At 62.0% G+C, this 18,863-nt stretch carries 15 protein-coding genes; 9 read left to right on the top strand and 6 right to left on the bottom strand.

What is annotated here, in order from left to right; all coding sequences use genetic code 11:
- Window positions 1–16 precede the first annotated feature (16 nt).
- Together ACR3XE_RS12505 and ACR3XE_RS12500 are read left to right on the top strand one after the other, a co-directional pair.
- Window positions 17–1,291 carry a S8 family serine peptidase gene (locus ACR3XE_RS12505; RefSeq protein ID WP_473699869.1) on the top strand — a complete coding sequence of 425 codons (1,275 nt, stop codon included), beginning with the start codon at window positions 17–19 and terminating at the stop codon, window positions 1,289–1,291.
- A 92-nt stretch (window positions 1,292–1,383) separates the two neighbouring features.
- Window positions 1,384–2,322 carry a hypothetical protein gene (locus ACR3XE_RS12500; protein WP_473699870.1) on the top strand — a complete coding sequence of 313 codons (939 nt, stop codon included), beginning with the start codon at window positions 1,384–1,386 and terminating at the stop codon, window positions 2,320–2,322.
- A 108-nt stretch (window positions 2,323–2,430) separates the two neighbouring features.
- Here the strand turns inward: ACR3XE_RS12500 and ACR3XE_RS12495 are convergent, their stop codons facing one another.
- Genes ACR3XE_RS12495 through ACR3XE_RS12480 form a run of 4 tightly spaced genes read right to left on the bottom strand, consistent with a single transcriptional unit; the run spans window position 2,431 to window position 6,659 of the window.
- Window positions 2,431–3,579, bottom strand: a complete 1,149-nt coding sequence (locus tag ACR3XE_RS12495; RefSeq protein WP_473699871.1) for an acyl-CoA dehydrogenase family protein — start codon at window positions 3,577–3,579, stop codon at window positions 2,431–2,433.
- Window positions 3,579–4,790 (bottom strand): acetyl-CoA C-acetyltransferase, encoded by a 1,212-nt coding sequence (locus tag ACR3XE_RS12490; RefSeq protein WP_473699872.1) that lies wholly within the window; start codon window positions 4,788–4,790, stop codon window positions 3,579–3,581. Before ACR3XE_RS12490 ends, ACR3XE_RS12495 begins: the two co-directional genes overlap by 1 nt.
- A 15-nt stretch (window positions 4,791–4,805) precedes the next feature.
- A complete protein-coding gene (locus tag ACR3XE_RS12485) occupies window positions 4,806–6,002 on the bottom strand; it encodes a CoA transferase (protein WP_486185778.1) in 1,197 nt (398 codons plus the stop codon).
- A gap of 21 nt (window positions 6,003–6,023) precedes the next feature.
- Window positions 6,024–6,659, bottom strand: coding sequence for a TlpA family protein disulfide reductase (locus ACR3XE_RS12480; RefSeq protein WP_473699873.1), 636 nt, complete (start codon window positions 6,657–6,659; stop codon window positions 6,024–6,026).
- On the opposite strand from ACR3XE_RS12480, the gene argH reads away from it, so the two are divergent.
- The 4 genes from argH to ACR3XE_RS12460 are packed head-to-tail and all read left to right on the top strand — an operon-like array spanning window position 6,658 to window position 10,384.
- Window positions 6,658–8,028, top strand: coding sequence for an argininosuccinate lyase (gene argH, locus ACR3XE_RS12475; RefSeq protein ID WP_473700294.1), 1,371 nt, complete (start codon window positions 6,658–6,660; stop codon window positions 8,026–8,028). The genes ACR3XE_RS12480 and argH overlap by 2 nt on opposite strands.
- A 4-nt stretch (window positions 8,029–8,032) precedes the next feature.
- Window positions 8,033–8,293 (top strand): hypothetical protein, encoded by a 261-nt coding sequence (locus ACR3XE_RS12470; RefSeq protein ID WP_473699874.1) that lies wholly within the window; start codon window positions 8,033–8,035, stop codon window positions 8,291–8,293.
- A gap of 10 nt (window positions 8,294–8,303) precedes the next feature.
- Window positions 8,304–9,563 carry a diaminopimelate decarboxylase gene (gene lysA / locus ACR3XE_RS12465; protein WP_473699875.1) on the top strand — a complete coding sequence of 420 codons (1,260 nt, stop codon included), beginning with the start codon at window positions 8,304–8,306 and terminating at the stop codon, window positions 9,561–9,563.
- Between the two features lie 47 nt (window positions 9,564–9,610).
- Window positions 9,611–10,384 carry a precorrin-2 dehydrogenase/sirohydrochlorin ferrochelatase family protein gene (locus ACR3XE_RS12460; protein WP_473699876.1) on the top strand — a complete coding sequence of 258 codons (774 nt, stop codon included), beginning with the start codon at window positions 9,611–9,613 and terminating at the stop codon, window positions 10,382–10,384.
- Here the strand turns inward: ACR3XE_RS12460 and ACR3XE_RS12455 are convergent.
- Together ACR3XE_RS12455 and ACR3XE_RS12450 are read right to left on the bottom strand one after the other, a co-directional pair.
- The gene (locus tag ACR3XE_RS12455) at window positions 10,381–13,749 is read right to left on the bottom strand and encodes a type ISP restriction/modification enzyme (protein ID WP_486185777.1); all 3,369 of its coding nucleotides are present in this window, start codon (window positions 13,747–13,749) and stop codon (window positions 10,381–10,383) included. The genes ACR3XE_RS12460 and ACR3XE_RS12455 overlap by 4 nt on opposite strands.
- Before the next feature lie 90 nt (window positions 13,750–13,839).
- Window positions 13,840–14,274, bottom strand: coding sequence for a hypothetical protein (locus ACR3XE_RS12450; RefSeq protein ID WP_473699879.1), 435 nt, complete (start codon window positions 14,272–14,274; stop codon window positions 13,840–13,842).
- 439 nt (window positions 14,275–14,713) lie between these two features.
- Here ACR3XE_RS12450 and lepA point away from each other — a divergent pair, with 439 nt between their 5' ends.
- The 3 genes from lepA (at window position 14,714) to kynU (ending at window position 18,668) form a co-directional block, all read left to right on the top strand.
- Window positions 14,714–16,534, top strand: a complete 1,821-nt coding sequence (lepA, locus tag ACR3XE_RS12445) for a translation elongation factor 4 (protein ID WP_486185776.1) — start codon at window positions 14,714–14,716, stop codon at window positions 16,532–16,534.
- Between the two features lie 86 nt (window positions 16,535–16,620).
- Window positions 16,621–17,454 carry an alpha/beta hydrolase gene (locus ACR3XE_RS12440; RefSeq protein ID WP_473699880.1) on the top strand — a complete coding sequence of 278 codons (834 nt, stop codon included), beginning with the start codon at window positions 16,621–16,623 and terminating at the stop codon, window positions 17,452–17,454.
- Entirely contained in the window at window positions 17,451–18,668 is a 1,218-nt protein-coding gene (gene kynU, locus ACR3XE_RS12435) for a kynureninase (RefSeq protein WP_473699881.1), read from the top strand. The genes ACR3XE_RS12440 and kynU overlap by 4 nt, the downstream gene beginning before the upstream one ends.
- Window positions 18,669–18,863: the final 195 nt, after the last annotated feature.

The raw sequence follows: 18,863 nt of genomic DNA, 5'->3' as shown, positions 1-18,863 counted from the left end.
TGCTAAAGGAGCAACCATGCGCCTCTTGTCAAAACTTGCGACCCTCGGCGGTCTAGTCCTTGCGATGGCGAGCCCCACCCTTGTTGCGGCACAGCTTGGCGGCTTGCCGCAAGTGCAAATCCCCGATGTCGCGCGGACACTTCCCGGCTTGCCCCCCGTTGATGCCAAACCACTCGTCTCCACCGTGCAAACGCTGGCCGACCTGCGCCTCGACCGGATCACCGACTTTGTCCGCACCAATCGCGAAACAGTCGAGCTGGACCGCGACGGACAGCCCGCAGTGCGCGGTATTGTTGCCGCATTTGGCGTCGATGATGCCATGATCGCGCGCGCGGCCGCTAAAGGCTTTGTCCTTATCGATCATGACAGGATCGACGGGCTGGATATGGTCATTGCACGATTTCGCATTCCCGATGGCCGTTCGCTCGCTCGCGCCCAGAAACAGCTCGCCAAATTGCTTCCTGATGCACAGGTGGATGCCGATAATCTCTATTTCACTAGCGGCCCCGGCGGCGTGCTTCCCGGTGCCATGCTCGCCACCTCTGCGGCGGCTGGCGGTGAGGCGCTGGGATTGATTGATGGCGGCGTCGCGGCGCATCCGTCGGTTGCCGGTCGCGTCGAGCAGCGCGGATTTGCGCGCGGTGCGCCCGTCGCCAGTCGCCATGGCACCGCCGTCGCTTCGCTGATTATCGGACGCGGGACGGTGCATGGCGCGGCACCGGGGGCATCGCTGCTCGCCGCCGATGTTTATGGCAAGGATCCGGCAGGCGGCAACGCCACAGCTATCGCGCGCGCGCTGGGCTGGCTTGCCGAGCGCCGCGTGCCGGTGGCAACAATCAGCCTCGTCGGCCCCGACAATAAATTGCTCAAAGCCGCGATTTCGCGCGCGCAGGGGCGCGGCATGTTGATCGTCGCGGCGGTCGGCAATGACGGCCCCGCTGCCCCGCCCTCGTTTCCGGCCTCCTATAAGGGCGTACTCGCGGTAACCGGCGTGGATGCAAAAGATCATGCTCTGCCAGAGGCCGGACGTACCACCCATGTCGATTTTGCGGCCCCCGGTGACGGCGTCCTGATGGCGACAGGCGCGACGTCGACCGACCGGCTGCGCGGGACGTCCTTCGCCGCCCCGCTCGTCGCCGGACGGCTCGCGCATTATTATCCGGCACCCTCAATCGACAATATCGAATCCGCTGTCCGCGCCTTGATCGCCGAGGCCCGCGATCTGGGCAAAAAAGGCCGCGATTCAGTCTATGGCTATGGCCTGATTTGCGGCAGTTGCGCCATTCGTTGAAATCCGGCCAAATTTTTTTGGAATAAAGTCACCCCCGCCATCGTTCTCCAGACAAGCCCACCCCTCCGGGCTTTCAGACATGGAGAATGATCATGACGAAATTTATATTGAGTTCGACCGCCATCGCGCTGGCCTCTGCCATGGCAATGGCGAGCCCCGCCTCGGCGCAGCTGCTTGGTGGCAGCGGCGGTCTGGGCGGCAGTCTCGGTGGCACGTTGGGCGGTACGCTTGGCGGCCCGATTGGTGCTCCTATTGGCAACCCGACCGATACCATCGGCAATACGACCGGCACCTTGGGCGGTACTGGTGACATCACCGGTTCGGGGCGTGGCAGCACGCATGTTGATTCACGCAAGGGCCGCGTTCAGGGTTCGGGCAGCGGCAACGCCAGCGGCACTGGCTCGCTCAATGGCGCTGGTGACATTGTCGGCAACACGCTCGGCGGATCGGCCAATGGGTCGGCGCAGGGGTCGGGCAATGCTTCGGCTGATGCCCAGCTGATCGGCACCGACGCCGTTGGACAGGCCGCCGGCAATGCCACAGGTCGCGTCCGCGATACCGCCGGTAATGCCATAGGCACGGCACGCGGCGTCGCCGGTTCGGCGCGTAATCAGGCAACCAGCCTTGCCGGAAGCGCAGCCGGAACAGCAACGGGTGCCGCTTCGGGCGCTTCGGGAATGGCCAATGGTGCAGGCTCGGCAGCGGGCGGTGCGACTGGCATTTTCCAGGGCAGCCTCGGCCAGCTTGCCGCGCAAGGTAGCGGTGCCGCCAGCGGTAACGGTATGTTTGCCGTCGCCCCCGGTATGCCGATCACCGATCCGCGTGGCAAAGTCATCGGCTATGTCCAGGGGGTTCAGCAAACGAGCCAGGGCGTGGTGCAGAATGTGACCGCCGAAGTCGGTAACCGTACCGCCACCCTGCCGGCCTCCAGCTTCAACGGGTCGGGTGACGTGCTCGTCACCGGGATGACCAAGGGACAGCTGAAGAACACGGCCAAACAGCAGGAAGCGGCAGCTCCGGACAATCGCTGAGTCCTCATATGAACGACCCGTCGGCAATCTGACCTGTGGGTTGCCGACACCTGGGGGAGCGAGACCGCATGACGCGGGCTTGCTCCCTCTTTTTATGCGGCCCCCGTATCAATAACTGCGCGGCATCCCCAGCACATGCTCGGCGACATAGGACAGGATCATATTGGTGCTGATCGGCGCGACCTGATACAGCCGCGTCTCGCGGAACTTGCGTTCAATGTCATATTCGACCGCAAAGCCGAACCCGCCATGCGTCTGGATGCACGCTTCGCCTGCCGCCCAGCTCGCCTCGGCGGCCAGCATCTTGGCCATATTGGCCTCTTCGCCGCAATTCTCGCCCGCCTCATATTTGCGCAGCCCTTCGTGGACCAGCAATTCGGCGGCGCGCATCTGGGCATAGGCGCGTGCGATGGGGAACTGGACGCCCTGATTCTGTCCGATGGGGCGGCCAAACAATACCCGCTCCTTGGCGTAGCTCGACGCTTTCTCGATAAACCACTTCGCATCGCCGATGCACTCGGCGGCGATCAGCAAGCGCTCGGCATTCATGCCCGACAAGATATAGCGAAATCCCTTGCCCTCCTCGCCAATCAAATTGGCGGCGGGGACGCGCATATTGTCGAAGAAAACTTCGGTCGTCGCATGGTTCATCATCGTCTCGATGGGGCGGATGGTCAGCCCGTTGCCCAGCGCCTCCTTCATATTGACGATGAACACCGACAGCCCGTCGGTCCGCTTGGCGGCTTCTTCTTTGGGGGTGGTGCGCGCCAGCAATATCATCAGGTCGCTATGTTCGGCGCGACTGGTCCACAGTTTTTGTCCGTTGATGACATAATCATCACCGTCTTTCTTGGCGAAGGTTTTAAGGCTCAGCGTGTCGGTCCCGCTCGTCGGCTCGGTAACGCCAAAGGCTTGCAACCGCAGTTCGCCGGTCGCCACCTTGGGCAGAAACGCCGCTTTTTGCGCTTCGCTACCGTGGCGCAAGACAGTACCCATGACATAGATTTGTGCGTGGACCGCGCCGCCATTGCACCCGTTGCTTTGAATCTCTTCCAATATCGCCGCCGCCGCCGAAATCGGCAATCCCGCGCCGCCATATTCTTCGGGAATCAGCGCCGCCAGATAGCCCGCCTCTCCCAGCGCGGCGACAAATTCGGACGGGTAAGCGCGCGCCTTGTCCTTGGCCTGCCAATAGGGGCCGGGAAAGCGCGCGCACAGCTTCGCCACCTCGGCGCGAATGTCGGCATAATCCGCCATCACGCCGCCTCGATGATCGCGGCGATACCCTGACCGCCGCCGATGCACATGGTTTCCAGACCATAGCGTCCGCCGCGCCGCCGCATTTCGCGGGTCAGATTGGCAAGGATGCGTCCGCCGGTCGCGCCGATGGGATGCCCCAGCGAAATACCCGACCCGTTGACGTTTAGGATTTCTCGGCGGCTATCGTCGTCGCTCCATCCCCAGCCTTTCAGCACCGCCAACACCTGCGGGGCAAAGGCTTCGTTCAATTCGACCAGATCGATATCGCCCCAGTCCAACCCGTTGCGCGCGAACAGGCGCTCGACGGCGGGGACGGGGCCAATGCCCATACGCGCTGGATCGCATCCTGCGGCGGCCCAGCTGTGGAACCAGCCGATGGGCTCCAGCCCCAGCTCATCAAGCTTGTCCTCGGCCACCACCAGACAGGCGGCGGCGGCGTCGTTCTGCTGGCTGGCATTGCCCGCCGTCACCACGCCGCCCTCCAGCGGACGCAGCTTGCCCAGGCTTTCGGCGGTCGCGTCGGCACGAAAGCCTTCGTCGCACGCGAACAAGATCGGATCGCCGCGCCGTTGCTTCACCGACACCGGCACCAGCTCGTCATCGAACAATCCTTCGTCCCATGCTTTTGCCGCCTTCTGATGGCTTTGCGCGGCATAGGCGTCACACGCCTCGCGGCTGATGTCATAGTCCTTGGCCAGATTTTCGGCGGTTTCGATCATCCCCGAAATTATCCCGAACCGCTCGGCGGGTTGCGACATGACGCGGCCACGCGTCAGCCGGTCGTGTAGTGTGACATTGCCGGCGCGCACCCCGCCGCGCAGATCGGTCGAATAATGTTCGACGTTCGACATGCTTTCGACCCCGCCCGCGATCACCATGTCGGCCACGCCGGTTTGCACCATCATCGCGGCGTCGATCACCGCCTGCAAACCAGATCCACAGCGCCGGTCGAGTTGATAGCCCGGAACCGAAATCGGCAATCCGGCGGCCAGCGCCGACCAGCGCGCAATGCAAGGGGCCTCGCCATTGCCATAGCCTTGGGCAAAGATGACATCGTCGACGCGCTCTGAATCGATGCCGGTGCGGTCCACCAGCGCCCTTATGATGACGGCGCCCAATTCGCCTGCCGTAACAGGGGCAAGGCTGCCGAGGAATTTACCCACGGGGGTGCGGATCGGCGAAACGATGGCGGCGCGGCGAAGCGTCATGATAGATTCCTTTTCTCAGGCTTGGGCGATCAGTCCCTTGTCGTGAAGCTGCGCCACTTGTCCAGCCGACAGGCCAAGCCGGGTTTCGAGGACAGCATCTGTATCGGCCCCCAGCAAGGGGGCAGGGCGGGGGGGCTGGCGGTCGAGTTGCGGGATGGTCGCAAAGGCTCCGGCAGCGGGATAGTCGGCACCGCTGGGGTCGTCGGTCGCACCGAATATCGGATTGTCTCCAACCAGTTTTGCATCATATGCGGCGTCGAGCATCGTTTGATAGGGGCCGTAACATCCCCCGACGGCATCAAGCGCTGCGGCCAGCTCTGCATAATCGCGCCCGGCGACCTTGGCCTCGACGAGCGGAAACAGCGTGTCACGATGGACAAAGCGCACGCCTTCGTCGCTGGCGAAGCTCACGCCATGGCGCGCTTCGATGGCGGCAATGTCTGCGGCTATATCGAGAACCTTGACCAAACCCGCCCATTGGCGAGGTGTGATCGCCATCAGCATCAACCGCACACCATCGCGCGTTACAAAATCGCGCCCGAATGCGCCGAACACCGCATTGCCCAGCCGCTCGCGATTGGCGCCGCTGGTCATGACCTCAGCCAGACTGCCCAGATTGGCGACAGTACCGATTGCGACATCGGACAGCGGAATGCGTATTTCCTGTCCCAATCCCGTCGCCTGCCGGTGGCTGACTGCCGCAAGCAAGGCAAAAGCGGCATAGGAACCCGTCAGCAAATCCCATGCGGGCAACACATGATTGACGGGCTCAGGCCCGGTGCCGGTCAGGTCGGGATAGCCCACCGCGCTGTTGACCGTATAGTCGAGCGCGGGGCCGCCATCGGCCATGCCCATCACCCGCACGGTGATCAAATCCTCGCGGCCAGCGCTTAGCTTTTCATGCGCCATGAATCCCGACACAGGAAAATTGGTGATGCACTGCCCCGTTTTACGGATCAGTTCGGCCAACAATTCGCGTCCTTCGGGCATTCCAAGGTTCAGTGCGACCGATTTTTTGGCGCGGTTCAGATTCTCCCAATAAAGCGAGCGACCATTCTCCGCCAGCGGCCAGCGGCCAAAATCGGGTCCGCCGCCCATCTGGTCGACGCGGATCACCTCGGCCCCCATTTGCGCCAGATATAATCCGGCGGTGGGCGAGGCGACAAAGGACGACGCCTCGATGACCGAAAGGGTAGGGAGGAGATTATACATGTCAGGCCACCTTGTGCCGCATCACTTCAGCGCTTCGGCCAACAGCGTCTGCGCCTCCGCGCCTTGCCAGTCCATCGCGCCCACGACACGCCAGATTTCTTTGCCGCTCGCATTATAAAGGATTGTCGTCGGCAATGCGCTGTTCGCGGCATCGAGCAGGCCATTTTGCGGGTCAAGATAGGGTTGCAGCGTGGTCAGTCCGGCTTTTTGAAACCAGGGGTCGACGGCCACGGCGCCTTGCAGGTCTTGCGCCACAGCCAGCACGGTCATCCGGTCATCCATGCTCGCCGCCATGCGGTCGAGCGTCGGCATTTCGGCGACGCAGGGCGCACACCAGGTCGCCCACAGGTTGACCAACAAAGGCCGCCCGCGAAACTCTGCCAGTGTGACGATGCGATCGTCGGGGCCTTTGAAACTCGCGGTCGGAGCGGATTTTCCAGCGTGGCTGCGATCGACGACATGGTGGAATTTCTCGTCCCCACCGGCTGATCCAGCTTCGGGCGCCGAAACAATTGCTTTTTCGGGGGTGGCTTGCCCGTCCTCCCGCTTTTGCCTATCGCATCCAGCGATCATCGATCCGGCCAAGACCAGCGTCAGGATTGGGAATTTGAAAGTCGGGAACAGGCGGATGACGGATACTCCGGACAGTAACAGCATGTGGGGTGGCCGCTTTGGTGGCGGTCCGGCGGCTATCATGCAAGAGATAAACGCCTCCATTCCCATCGACAAACGGCTGTGGGCCGAAGATATCACCGCCAGTCGCGCCCATGCCGCGATGCTGGCCGATGCCCGGATTATCAGCGCTGATGACGCAGCCGCGATTGACGCCGGACTGGCCGAAATTGCCGAAGAGTTCACCCGCGACGGCGTTCCCGTTGATCTGGCGCTCGAAGATATTCATATGACCGTCGAGGCGCGGCTGCGTGAAAAAATTGGCGATGCCGCCGGACGGCTCCACACCGCGCGCTCGCGCAACGATCAGGTCGCGACCGATTTCCGTCTGTGGACGCGCACCGCCATCGACCGCATCGACGACGGGCTGAAAGCGATGCAGAGCGCGCTGCTCGCCCGCGCCGCCGACCATGCCGACAGCATCATGCCGGGCTTCACCCATCTTCAGGTCGCGCAGCCGGTGACGCTGGGCCACCACTTGCTTGCCTATGTCGAAATGCTGGCGCGCGACCGCAGCCGTTTCGCTGATGCACGGCGGCGGCTCAACGAATCGCCCTTGGGCGCGGCGGCGCTGGCGGGGACCAGCTTTGCCATCGACCGCGACGCCACCGCCGCCGCGCTGGGCTTTGACCGCCCGATGGCGAACAGCATCGATGCGGTGTCCGACCGTGATTTCGCTCTGGAATTTTGCGCCCATGCCGCGATAGCGGGCCTGCACCTGTCGCGGCTGGCCGAAGAAATCGTGATCTGGGCGAGTCAGCCCTTCGGCTTTATCAGCCTGCCCGACGCTTGGTCGACGGGCAGCTCGATCATGCCGCAAAAGCGCAACCCCGACGCTGCCGAACTGGTGCGCGGGCGCGCGGCGATGTTGCTGGGGTCGTTCCAGCGACTGGCGGTCATCCTCAAAGGCCTTCCGCTCACCTATTCCAAGGATTTGCAGGACGACAAGGAAACCGTCTTCACCAGCTTTGACGCGCTGGCGCTCAGCACCGCGGCGATGACCGGCATGGTCGAAACGCTGGAATTTCGCACCGACCGGATGCGCAGCCTCGCCGCGTCGGGCTATTCGACCGCGACCGATCTGGCCGACTGGCTGGTGCGCGAAGCAGGGCTGCCGTTCCGCGAGGCGCATCATGTCGTCGGCGCTTGCGTCAAACGCGCCGAATCGCTCGGCGTCGATCTTCCGGAACTCCCCGTTGCCGATGCCGCTGCGATCCACACCGCGATAACGCCAGAGGTTCTGGCGGCGCTGACGGTCGAAGCCTCAGTCGCCAGCCGCACCAGCTATGGCGGGACCGCGCCCGAAAGGGTAAGACAAGCGATAGAGGCACTGCGCGCCGGAATCGAGGATTAGGCTTATGGCGTTTCGACACAGCATGATGGTGACGGCGGGCGGGCTGGCTCTGCTCGCGGCGCTTGGCGCGTGCGGCAAACGCGAAGACCTGAAACCGCTCGCGAACCAATCGCCGCCGGTCGTTCCCGCAGGGGCCAGCCGTGCGCCGACCCCGACCGAGTTGGTCACCCCCAATGCGCAGGCGGTGCCCGCGCGCAGCGACGAACTGCTCAAACGTTCCGAGCAACGCCCGCCCGACGATTTCGACCTGCCCCCACCCGGCTGAGGACTGACAATTGGACCATTTTTCGCTTCGTGACGGCGTCCTCCACGCCGAAGATATTCCGCTGCCCCGCATTGCCGAAGAGGTCGGCACTCCCGTTTATGTGTACTCGCGCGCGACGCTGGAGCGTCATGCGCAGGTGTTTCGTGACGCACTATCAGATGTGCCGCGCAAGCATCTGGCCTTTGCGGTCAAATCCAATCCCAACCTTGGCGTGCTGCGCGTATTGGCGCGGCAGGGCTATGGCGCCGATGTGGTGTCGGGCGGCGAGCTGGAGCGCGCGCTGGCGTCGGGCATGGCCCCCGCCGACATCGTCTTTTCGGGCGTCGGCAAGACGCGGGCAGAGCTGGCGCAGGGGCTCGACCGTGGCATCGGCCAGTTCAACATCGAACATGAACCCGAAGGCGTCGCGCTGGCCGAGATAGCGGCGGCGCGCGGCGTCAAGGCAGCGGCGGTGTTGCGGGTCAATCCCGATGTCGACGCCGGCACCCACGCCAAAATCTCGACCGGCAAGGCAGAGAATAAATTCGGCGTCGGGATCGACAGCGCACCGGCGATTTTCGGACGACTGGCGGCGCTTCCCGGTATGAATTTGCGCGGCATCGCGCTCCATATCGGTAGCCAACTGACCAGCCTCGACCCGTTGGAGGCCGCCTTCACCCGCGTCGGTCGCCTCGTCGCCGATCTGCGCGCTGCGGGCCATGCCATCACCCATGTCGACCTCGGCGGTGGTTTGGGTGTGCCCTATAAACCCGAAGACAACCCGCCCAGCCCCGCCGATTATGGCGCGATGGTCGCGCGCGTCACCCGCGATTGGGACGTGACGTTGATGTTCGAGCCGGGCCGTGTGATTGCGGGCAATTCGGGCGTCCTTCTGACAGAGGTATTGTGGGTCAAGCCCGGCGCGGCGAGCGATTTCGTCATCGTCGACGCCGCGATGAACGATCTGGCGCGCCCCGCGCTCTATGATGCGTGGCATGATTTCGTCGCGGTTCAGCCGAGCGGAGAGACGATGACCGCCTCGGTCGTCGGGCCGGTGTGCGAAAGCGGCGACACCTTCGCCCGCGACCGCGTGATCGACAAGGTCGCGTCGGGCGATCTGGCCATATTCCGCACTGCCGGAGCCTATGGCGCGACGATGGCGTCGACCTATAACAGCCGCAGTCTGGTGCCCGAAGTGCTCGTCGACGGCGACCGCTATATCAAGGTCGCAGACCGCATCGCCGCCTCCACCATCATGGCCGCAGAGCGCGTCCCCGACTGGATAGACTGAAATTTCTCCCCTCTACTTCAGGGGAAGGGGCTTGCTATAGACACATCATGCACCAGTTTCCCATCTTCCTGAATCTGTCCGGCCGGACGGTGGTGCTGGTCGGCAACGGCCCCGCCGCCGAGGCAAAGGCGCGGTTGATCGAGCGGGCAGGGGGGCGGATTGTCACCGAGTGGACGGCCGACGCCACCATCGCTTTCGTCGCGCTCGACGATGACGCAAAGGCGCGCGAGGCCGCCACCACGCTGCGCGCCCACGGCTTGCTCGTCAACGTCGTCGACCGGCCCGACCTGTGCGATTTCACCACCCCCGCGATTGTCGACCGCGCCCCCGTCACCATCGCCATCGGCACCGGCGGCGCATCGGCAGGGCTGGCAAAGGCGGTGCGTCAACGGATAGAGGCGCTGCTCCCGCCCCGCCTCGGCGCGCTCGCACAGGCGTTGTTCGCGGCCCGCGAAGCCCTGCGCCAACGCCACCCCGCCGCCGCCAACCGCCGCCGCGCCATCGACAGCGCACTGGCCGCGGGCGGCGCGCTAGACCCGCTCAACCCCGCCGCCGCCGATCAGGTCGCGGATTGGTTGGCCAGCGACGACGAAAGCCCGCCATCGCGCCTCGAAACCATCCGGCTCCGCTCACCCGACCCCGACGACCTCAGCCTGCGCGACGCGCGCCTGTTGGGAGAGGCCGACCACATCTATCACAGCGCCCACGTCCCCCCCGCCATCCTGACCAGAGCCCGCGCCGACGCCGAACGCCACGCCGCCGACGCGCCACCAGACGCGCCGCCAGCGGGGTTGGTGCTGTGGGTGGACCTTAAATCCTAATCCAGCGGCAGTTCGATCTGCTTCATGATCCGGTCGGTCTCGATCAGGATTTTGACGATCTTTTGATAATGGCCAATATCATCCCAGGACAGCACCCGCCCGCGCCGGTCCTTCAACCATTTCTGCGCCGGCTGATACCCGCCAATGTGGAAATCCCAAGCAATCGTGGGCACGCCCTCAAAATATTGATCTGTGTTGATCAGAACCCGCCCCAATTCCTCCCCTGCAAGGGGAGGGGGACCATCCGCAGGATGGTGGAGGGGGGCTTCCGCACCCGCAGCGCCGGACGCAAGCCCCCCTCCGACGGCTTCGCCGCCACCTCCCCGTTCCGGGGAGGAAGCACCCTCAAACTTCGGAAACCCGCTCGCCACAACATCATCGCCCTCCCCCAAATAACGATAGGGCGCATCCCCAATCGCCCCCGCCTCCATCAAGTGCAAGCGGCGCAGCGCCTCCCCCTTTTCACTGACATGCGCAAACACAGCGGGCGACGCCGGATAGGGGATGCGCGGAAAATCAATCTTCAAAAATTCGGCAAATTTTTCGCGATAGGCGGGCGAATGAAGCACGCCATAAATATAATCGAAAACCTTGACCTCACTCGGTCGCGCATCGCCGGTGGCGGCACGGAAATCGAAAAGCCCCTCCCCTTCAGGGGAGGGGTTGGGGTGGGGGCTGTCGGCATCGCGCGCCATCGCGGTATCGGCGGGGTCGATTCCGGCGGCAGTGCAGATGGTGGCGTAGAGTTTGGGGTCTAGATTTAGGGTGCGGTGTTCTGATGTGAAAGCGTCTCTTTGATCGGCGTCGCCATCTGGATAGAGATAGAGCGGAAAATTGGAGGTTATGTCGAAGCCGCTAAATGCTTTGTGACCAGCGACGCCATCATTCACGAGGCCGCCGACTTGATCCTTCGTTTGTTTTGGCAACATAATTGCTAGGTTTTTGTGCCACGCAAGATGACGCATCACCTGCCCGCGAGGACGGCATTGAAAGCCACGCGAAGTTCCGGTGTAGTAGGTCCAGCGTTTATCGAGAGGCCGGTAGGCGATTTGAATTAGTCGCTTTTGAGAAAAATTTATCTCAACGTCTGTCTTAGCCGATGGAACACTCCAATCCTGGGCATCTTTGCCGAGTGCGTATTTCTGTCGTAATGTTTCAGAGTCGAGGCATGCGAAGTCTTCCACTCGATGCCAGAGTGTTTCTTTTTCTATGTCTATAGTGAGCGCATCACGAGCGGTGACAATCCCTACGGAATTGACAGTCATCAACTCAGCGACGCCGAAGCCTACCTTGTAAACTTCCTCAAGATCATTGTCGCGAACGACGAAGGGAAACTGTGGGGCATTATGCAGAAGCTCAACATAGGATGCGTTTGCATGGCTTCCTGCCAACAAAGCTTCGTTTTTCACGCCGCGAGTGCCCCATAGATCCATATGACGAACCTCGGCCAGGCCCTTAGATTCTGAGCTTTTTCGCACTGCAACGATCAACGCCACGCCCTGTTGAATATCGAACACATTCTTGTCAGGCGATCCGTCAGGGCAAACCTCTTTTTTCTTACTATTTCCATGCAAATCCAGCACCCAAATCTTGTCGAATGTCTTGAGCAAATGCCAACGCATCCCGCGAAAGGTCGGATTGTCGAGATAGCCATGATTGGTGATAAACCCCAACACCCCGCCGGACGGATTTTTGGCAATCAAATCCTCGCTCATCCGGATGAACTTCACATAATCATCATTGATCCACTTCGGGTTGCGCTCTTTCAGTCTCTCCTTACCGCCCGGCTCCTTCTTATAGGCTTCCATCAAATTCATGATGTGCTTGCCCTTATTGCTGCTTTCTCCCGAATAGGGCGGATTCCCAATCACGCACATAATCGGCGTTTGCCGCTTTACCTCGCTCGCCCCCCGCGCTTCATCGGCCAGCGGTTGAAAGAACAGGTCTTTAATGTCGCGCTCGGCGGGTTCCAATGCGTTGGTCAGCCACACCGACAGGCGTGGGGGCTTGGCGCTGGGTTTATACCCCGTCTCGGTCAGCATCATGTCCAACTTCATGTGGCACATGGCATAGCTCGCCATCAACAGCTCGAACCCGTGCAGGCGCGGCATCAAATCCTGTTCGACATAGTTGGACCATTTGCCCGGCGCGCGGCTTTTGACCCGATCCGAAATCAACTTCACCGCCTTGGCCAAAAAGGTGCCGGTGCCGGTCGCCGGATCAAGGATCTGGACCTTGTGCACCGCGCGCTTTTCGGTCATCGGCTTGCCGGTCTTGGGATGGTTCAGTCCCGTGTCCCAGTCGACCGTCACCTTGCTGGTATCGGCCAGCCCGTCGGCCAGCCCGAATTCGCTTTTCAGCACATCATCAACGGCGCGGACGATGAAATCAACCACCGGTTCGGGGGTGTACCACACGCCACGGCTCTTGCGCTTTTTGGGATTATAGGCGGCCAGAAAATCTTCATAGAAATGGATAAACGGGTCGTTGCGCGCATCCCATTTTCCATATCCTTCAAACAGCGAATGGGGATCGCTGGCGCGCATCACATGCACCAGATCGTCGACGATATATTCCAGACGGCGGGGCAGGTCGGTTCCGGCGATATAGCGGAACAATCCTTTCAAAAACGGGTTTGATGCGGGCAATCGCTCCATCGCCTCTTGGCGGCTGAATGTGTCCAGATCATCGTCGTGGAACCGCGCCGCAAACATGCCATAGGTGATCGTTTCGGCATAAATATCGGCAAATTCCCCCGGCGTCAGATGGGGCAGCAAATTGGCCTTGAAACTTTTATACTGGCCGCCCAGCCCGCTGCGGAAATCCGGGTCTTCGGCCAGTGCTATTCCGATTTCATCCTTGATGATTGCCGCCTTCGCCGCCATCATTTCGGCCAGCTTGGCCGCCGACCTGATGCTGATCGGTTTTTGTTCGGCGAACAGGCGAAGCTGGCGCTCCAACTCCTCATATTTGTCCGGATTGGGCTGCAATCCCGTCAGGAAGTCGGCGATCGAGACAAAATGGACCTGTTCGCCGTCGCGGATAAATTCAAAATCGACGCCGTTGGTATAGATCAGGTTGGGATAGGCCGCCTCGTACCGCTTGCGCTGTTCGACCGAATAGCCTTTCAGTTTGATGACGTCCTTGTCGACATCCTTCGCCTCGGCCCATCCGAACGGCACCCCGTCCCGCTCGAACAGGAAATCGGGCATACCGCCGTCGGATTTTTTGGGTTCGTTGACGACGCGCAGCGCCGGATCAATGCTCTGGAACAGGGTGTATAGCGCGGGGCGATAGCTATGTTCGGTGGCGTGGCCGCTGTCGAACTGCGCGCGCACCGCCTCTAAATAAGCGCCTATATCCATATGCCTATCGTCCCCCGCGCACCATGCCCGTTCTTGGCGGGCACAGTGGCGGGCGATACGAAAAAGGGCAAGGGCCGACGCGCGGGGCGGCTATACCCCTCGGCGGCGCATCAGCCAGCTATCGAGCGACCAGTGATCCTCGTCCCGCATCGCGACGAGCAACAGTGATGCGAACGCCATCGCCAGCGAGGGAAAGAATAAAAGCTGCGCGTCTTCGCGGGCGAGCAGCCACAGGCCGAGCGGGTCGAGCAGATATTTCCAGATCGACAGCGCCCCCGTGACCAGCACCACGGCTTGCGCGGTCAGGCTGACTTTGCGGAACAGGCCCAACGCCACGAGCAGCCCGATGATCAGCAAAGCCAGACCCCAGCCCGTCTGCACCCATGGCATCGCGCCCACGCCGCCATAATATTTGGCGCTGACATGCGCCCCCACTTCCGGCTTGCTGAGCCGCACCACCCCCCAGAAAATCAGCAGCAGGGCCGTTGAAACGCGCAGACCGGCGAGCGAAATGTTTTTCAGCATAGGGATCGTCTCCTGTGGTGCATGGGAATGGGTGATGCGTCGGGTTCGGGCTGCAGGATGGGGCGGTTACAGGGCGACTGTCAAATAAGCCGATTGCGGGGATTGCGGGGATTGCGCGGGCGGCGAACGGCGTCCTTGTCCCTGCTCACAAACTTCTGTCCTACAATATCGCGCTATGCCATCCTTCTTTCTGGCTCTTTGCTTTTGTCGATGCCGCCGCCGGTCCGCCCTTTTGGTGACAGGTGGCCCTTTGCTTGCCCCCGCAGCTTTTGCTGGTTTCGGGGTGGCTTGTCCCTGCGCCGGGTGCGGCGCGGGCGGGAAGGGGGAAGAGAGGGGGTACCTAGTGTGACCTTTGTGACCTTTCGATTAAAATGGTGCGGCGCAGCGTTGCGCGCTCATCCTTGCTGACACGCCGCCTTGCCCCTGCTAACGGGCTGCGATGACCGACCTTAGCCTTATCCGAAATTTCAGCATCATCGCCCATATCGATCATGGCAAATCGACGCTGGCCGACCGCCTGATTCAATTCACCGGCGGGCTGACCGACCGTGAAATGTCGGCGCAAGTCCTTGATAATATGGATATCGAGAAAGAGCGCGGGATCACCATCAAGGCGCAGACGGTGCGGCTGTCCTATCCGGCCAAGGACGGCAAGACCTATCAGCTCAACCTGATGGACACGCCGGGGCATGTCGACTTCGCCTATGAGGTATCGCGGTCGCTGGCGGCGTGCGAGGGCGCGTTGCTGGTCGTCGATGCGGCGCAGGGGGTCGAGGCGCAGACGCTGGCCAATGTCTATCAATCGATCGAACATGACCATGAAATCGTGCCGGTTATCAACAAGATCGACCTGCCCGCCGCCGATGTCGACAAGGTGAAGGCAGAGATTGAGGATATTATCGGCCTGCCCGCCGACAACGCCATCCTGTCGAGCGCCAAGTCGGGAATCGGCATCGAGGAAACACTCGACGCCATCGTCGCGCGCATCCCGCCGCCCAAGGGTGATTCGACGGCACCGCTGACCGCGATGCTCGTCGACAGCTGGTATGACCCCTATCTGGGCGTCGTCATCCTGATCCGCGTCATCGACGGCGTGCTGAAAAAGGGGCAACAGATCAAGTTCATGCAGGCGGGCACCACCCATCTGATCGACCGCGTCGGCTGCTTCACCCCCAAGCGCGAGGATCTGACCGAGCTGCACGCGGGCGAAATCGGCTTTATCACCGCGCAGATCAAGGATGTGGCGCAGGCACGCGTCGGCGACACGGTGACAGACGCCAAGAAACCCGCCGCAAAGGCGCTGCCGGGGTTCAAGGAAGTGCAGCCGGTGGTGTTCTGCGGCATGTTCCCGGTCGATGCCAACGACTTTGAAAAACTGCGCGAAAGCATCCAGAAACTGCGGCTCAACGATGCGTCTTTCAGTTTCGAGATGGAATCGAGCGCGGCACTGGGCTTCGGCTTTCGCTGCGGCTTTTTGGGGCTCCTCCATCTGGAGATCATCCAGGAACGGCTGACCCGCGAATATGACCTCGACCTCATCACCACCGCCCCGTCGGTGGTGTACAAGCTCAAGCTTGGCCATACCAAGAACGAGGCGGCGAAGGAGCTGGAGCTTCACAACCCCGCCGACATGCCCGACCCCAACCGCATCGAAGAGATAGAGGAGCCGTGGATCGAGGCGGTGATCTATGTCCCAGACGATTATCTCGGCTCGATTCTGAAACTATGTCAGGACCGGCGCGGGGTTCAGAAGAATCTGACCTATGTCGGCGGACGCGCGCAGATTACCTATGATCTGCCGCTCAACGAGGTGGTGTTCGATTTCTATGACCGGCTGAAAAGCATTTCACGCGGCTATGCGAGCTTTGACTATCACCAGATCGGCCACCGCGCCGGCGACCTCGTCAAGATGAGCATCCTCGTCAACAATGAACCCGTCGATGCACTGAGCATGATCGTTCATCGCGGCACCGCCGAAACGCGCGGGCGCGGCATGGTCGAGCGCCTCAAAGACCTGATCCCGCGCCACATGTTCAAAATCCCGATCCAGGCGGCCATCGGCGGCAAAGTGATCGCCCGCGAAACCATCGCCGCGCTGCGCAAGGACGTCACCGCCAAATGCTATGGCGGCGACGCCAGCCGCAAGAAAAAGCTGCTCGAAAAGCAGAAAGAGGGCAAAAAACGGATGCGTGAATATGGGAACGTCAATATTCCGCAGGAAGCGTTTATTGCCGCGTTGCGGATGGGGGATGAGGGGTAGTGCAGGCCCTCCTTCCTGCGCTCGCCCTATTGCTTGTCGCCTGTTCGCAGGCGGACACGCCGCGGCAGCAGACGGAAGGGAAAGAGATGGCAGGGCCGATCATGAGCTGGAGCGACCTGTTGGGGCGCGAACAGCCAGCGCCTGATGCGACGCTGCGCTATGGCGATGATCCGTTGCAATTGGTTGATGTGTGGCGGCCGGTTGGCGACGGCCTGCATCCGGCGGTGATCATGATCCACGGAGGCTGCTGGCAAACCGCGATTGCCGAGCGCGATATCATGAACTGGATCGCCAATGACCTGCGCGCGCACGGGGTGGGGGTGTGGAACGTTGAATATCGTGGGGTCGACCGCGGTGGTGGCTATCCGCAGACATATGACGATGTCGGGCGCGCGGCGGACCTGTTTGCTGCCAATGGCGGCGATTATGGGCTGAAAACCAGCGGGCCGCGTGTCGCGATCGGGCATAGTGCGGGCGGGCATTTGGCGCTTTGGCTGGCGCGGCGACCGCAACTGGCGGCTGGTGATGCGCTGCGCGGCAAGCATCCGATCCGCATCGATGTTGCGATGAGCGAGGGCGGGCTACCCGATTTGCGCGCGGGCGAACAGCGTGTCGGGCATCCTTGCGGAACCGAAGCTCCTGCGGCGATGGCGCGCGGCGAATATGCGCACACCTCGCCCTCCGAAATGCCGGTAGGGACGGCGCGCGAAATCCTGTTCAACAACGACCGCGATCCGATTGCGCCGCCAGCCTATGCCGAGGCTTATGCGCGCGCGATGGCGAAGCGCGGGATGACAGTCGAAACAATCACTACGCCTGCCGAGGGTCATGTCGAGCTGATCACGCCGGAGAGTGCGAGCTGGGGTAAGCAGCGCGCGGCGATTTTGGCGGCGCTGGGGATGAGGCAGGATCAGCCGTGACGACGCTCGTCAACGCCGAGGCGCTGGATGCTGCCGATCCGCTGGCACCCTTCCGTGCGCGTTTCGTTCAGCCCGACGGCATCATCTATCTTGACGGAAATTCACTGGGGATGCTGCCCCGGGCGAGCATAACGGCGTGCGCCGACATGGTGACACAGCAATGGGGCGAGCGGCTGGTGCGCGGGTGGAATGACGGCTGGATCGATGCGCCCGCGCGAATCGGAGCGAAAATTGCGCCGCTGATCGGGGCCGCAGCGACAGAGGTGATCGTGGCCGATTCCACCTCGGTCAATCTCTACAAATTGATCGTTGCGGCATTGCGGCGGGATCCGGCGCGGCGCGTGGTGGTCAGCGAAGTCGGAAATTTTCCCACCGATCTTCACATTGCGGCGGGGGCGGTGGCGAGCGTGTCGGGTGCGGAGTTGCGCGTGGTTCCGCGTGAGGAATTGGCTGCGGCGCTGGACGAAGATACGGCGCTGCTGTTGCTGACCCATGTCCATTATAAAAGCGGCGAGCGCTTTGATATGGCCGATTGGACGCAACGTGCGCAGACGGCTGGGGCCTTGATGCTGTGGGATTTGAGCCATAGCGCCGGGGCCATTGCCGTCGATTTGAACGCGACGAACGCCGATCTGGCGGTCGGTTGCGGTTATAAATATCTGAACGGCGGACCCGGTGCGCCGGCATTCCTGTTTGTTGCACAGCGCTGGCAGCAGAGGCTTGGCAACCCGCTGTCCGGCTGGATGGGGCATGCCGCACCCTTTGCCTTTACCGATGATTATGCCCCGGCGGACGGAATGAAACGCTGGCTGACAGGTACGCCGCCCATGCTGTCGATGCAGGCTTTGGAAGCGGGGGTCGATCTTTGGGACGGGGTTGCGATGGATGATGTGGCTACAAAGTCGGCGGCGCTTTTTGATATTATGCTGGCGGCGGGTGGCGCGGCGGGTCTGGATTGTGTGACGCCTGTTAGTCCGACGCAGCGCGGGAGCCACATCAGCTTTCATCATGCCCACGCCTATGAAATTGTTCAGGCGCTTATCGCACGCGGCGTCATCGGCGATTTCCGCGATCCAGCCGTGTTGCGCTTTGGCCTGACACCGCTAACGCTCAGCCATGTTGATATATGGCGGGCGGGCGCTGCTTTGGTCGAAGTCATGGCCAGCGGTGAATGGCAGCATGAACAGTTCGCCGTGCGCACAGCCGTTACCTGAGAAACTGGTCCCCCCGTCATCGAAAGTGCCGATCGACAACGGGGGGTGCAGTTATGACCCTCCATCAACCGGAACCCCCAAGGCCACATCCAAGCTTTAGCCGCACGCGACCTGCCGCGCGGTGACCGTGATCACAGCCGCGGGAATCCAGAATGAAAACGGGCGTCGGAAGCGATTCCGACGCCCGTGGTTCTG

It is taken from the genome of Sphingopyxis sp. 10G20-10 (assembly GCF_057365075.1).
The sequence above is the reverse complement of the archived record's forward strand: the minus strand, read 5'-3'. Positions and strand labels throughout refer to the sequence as shown.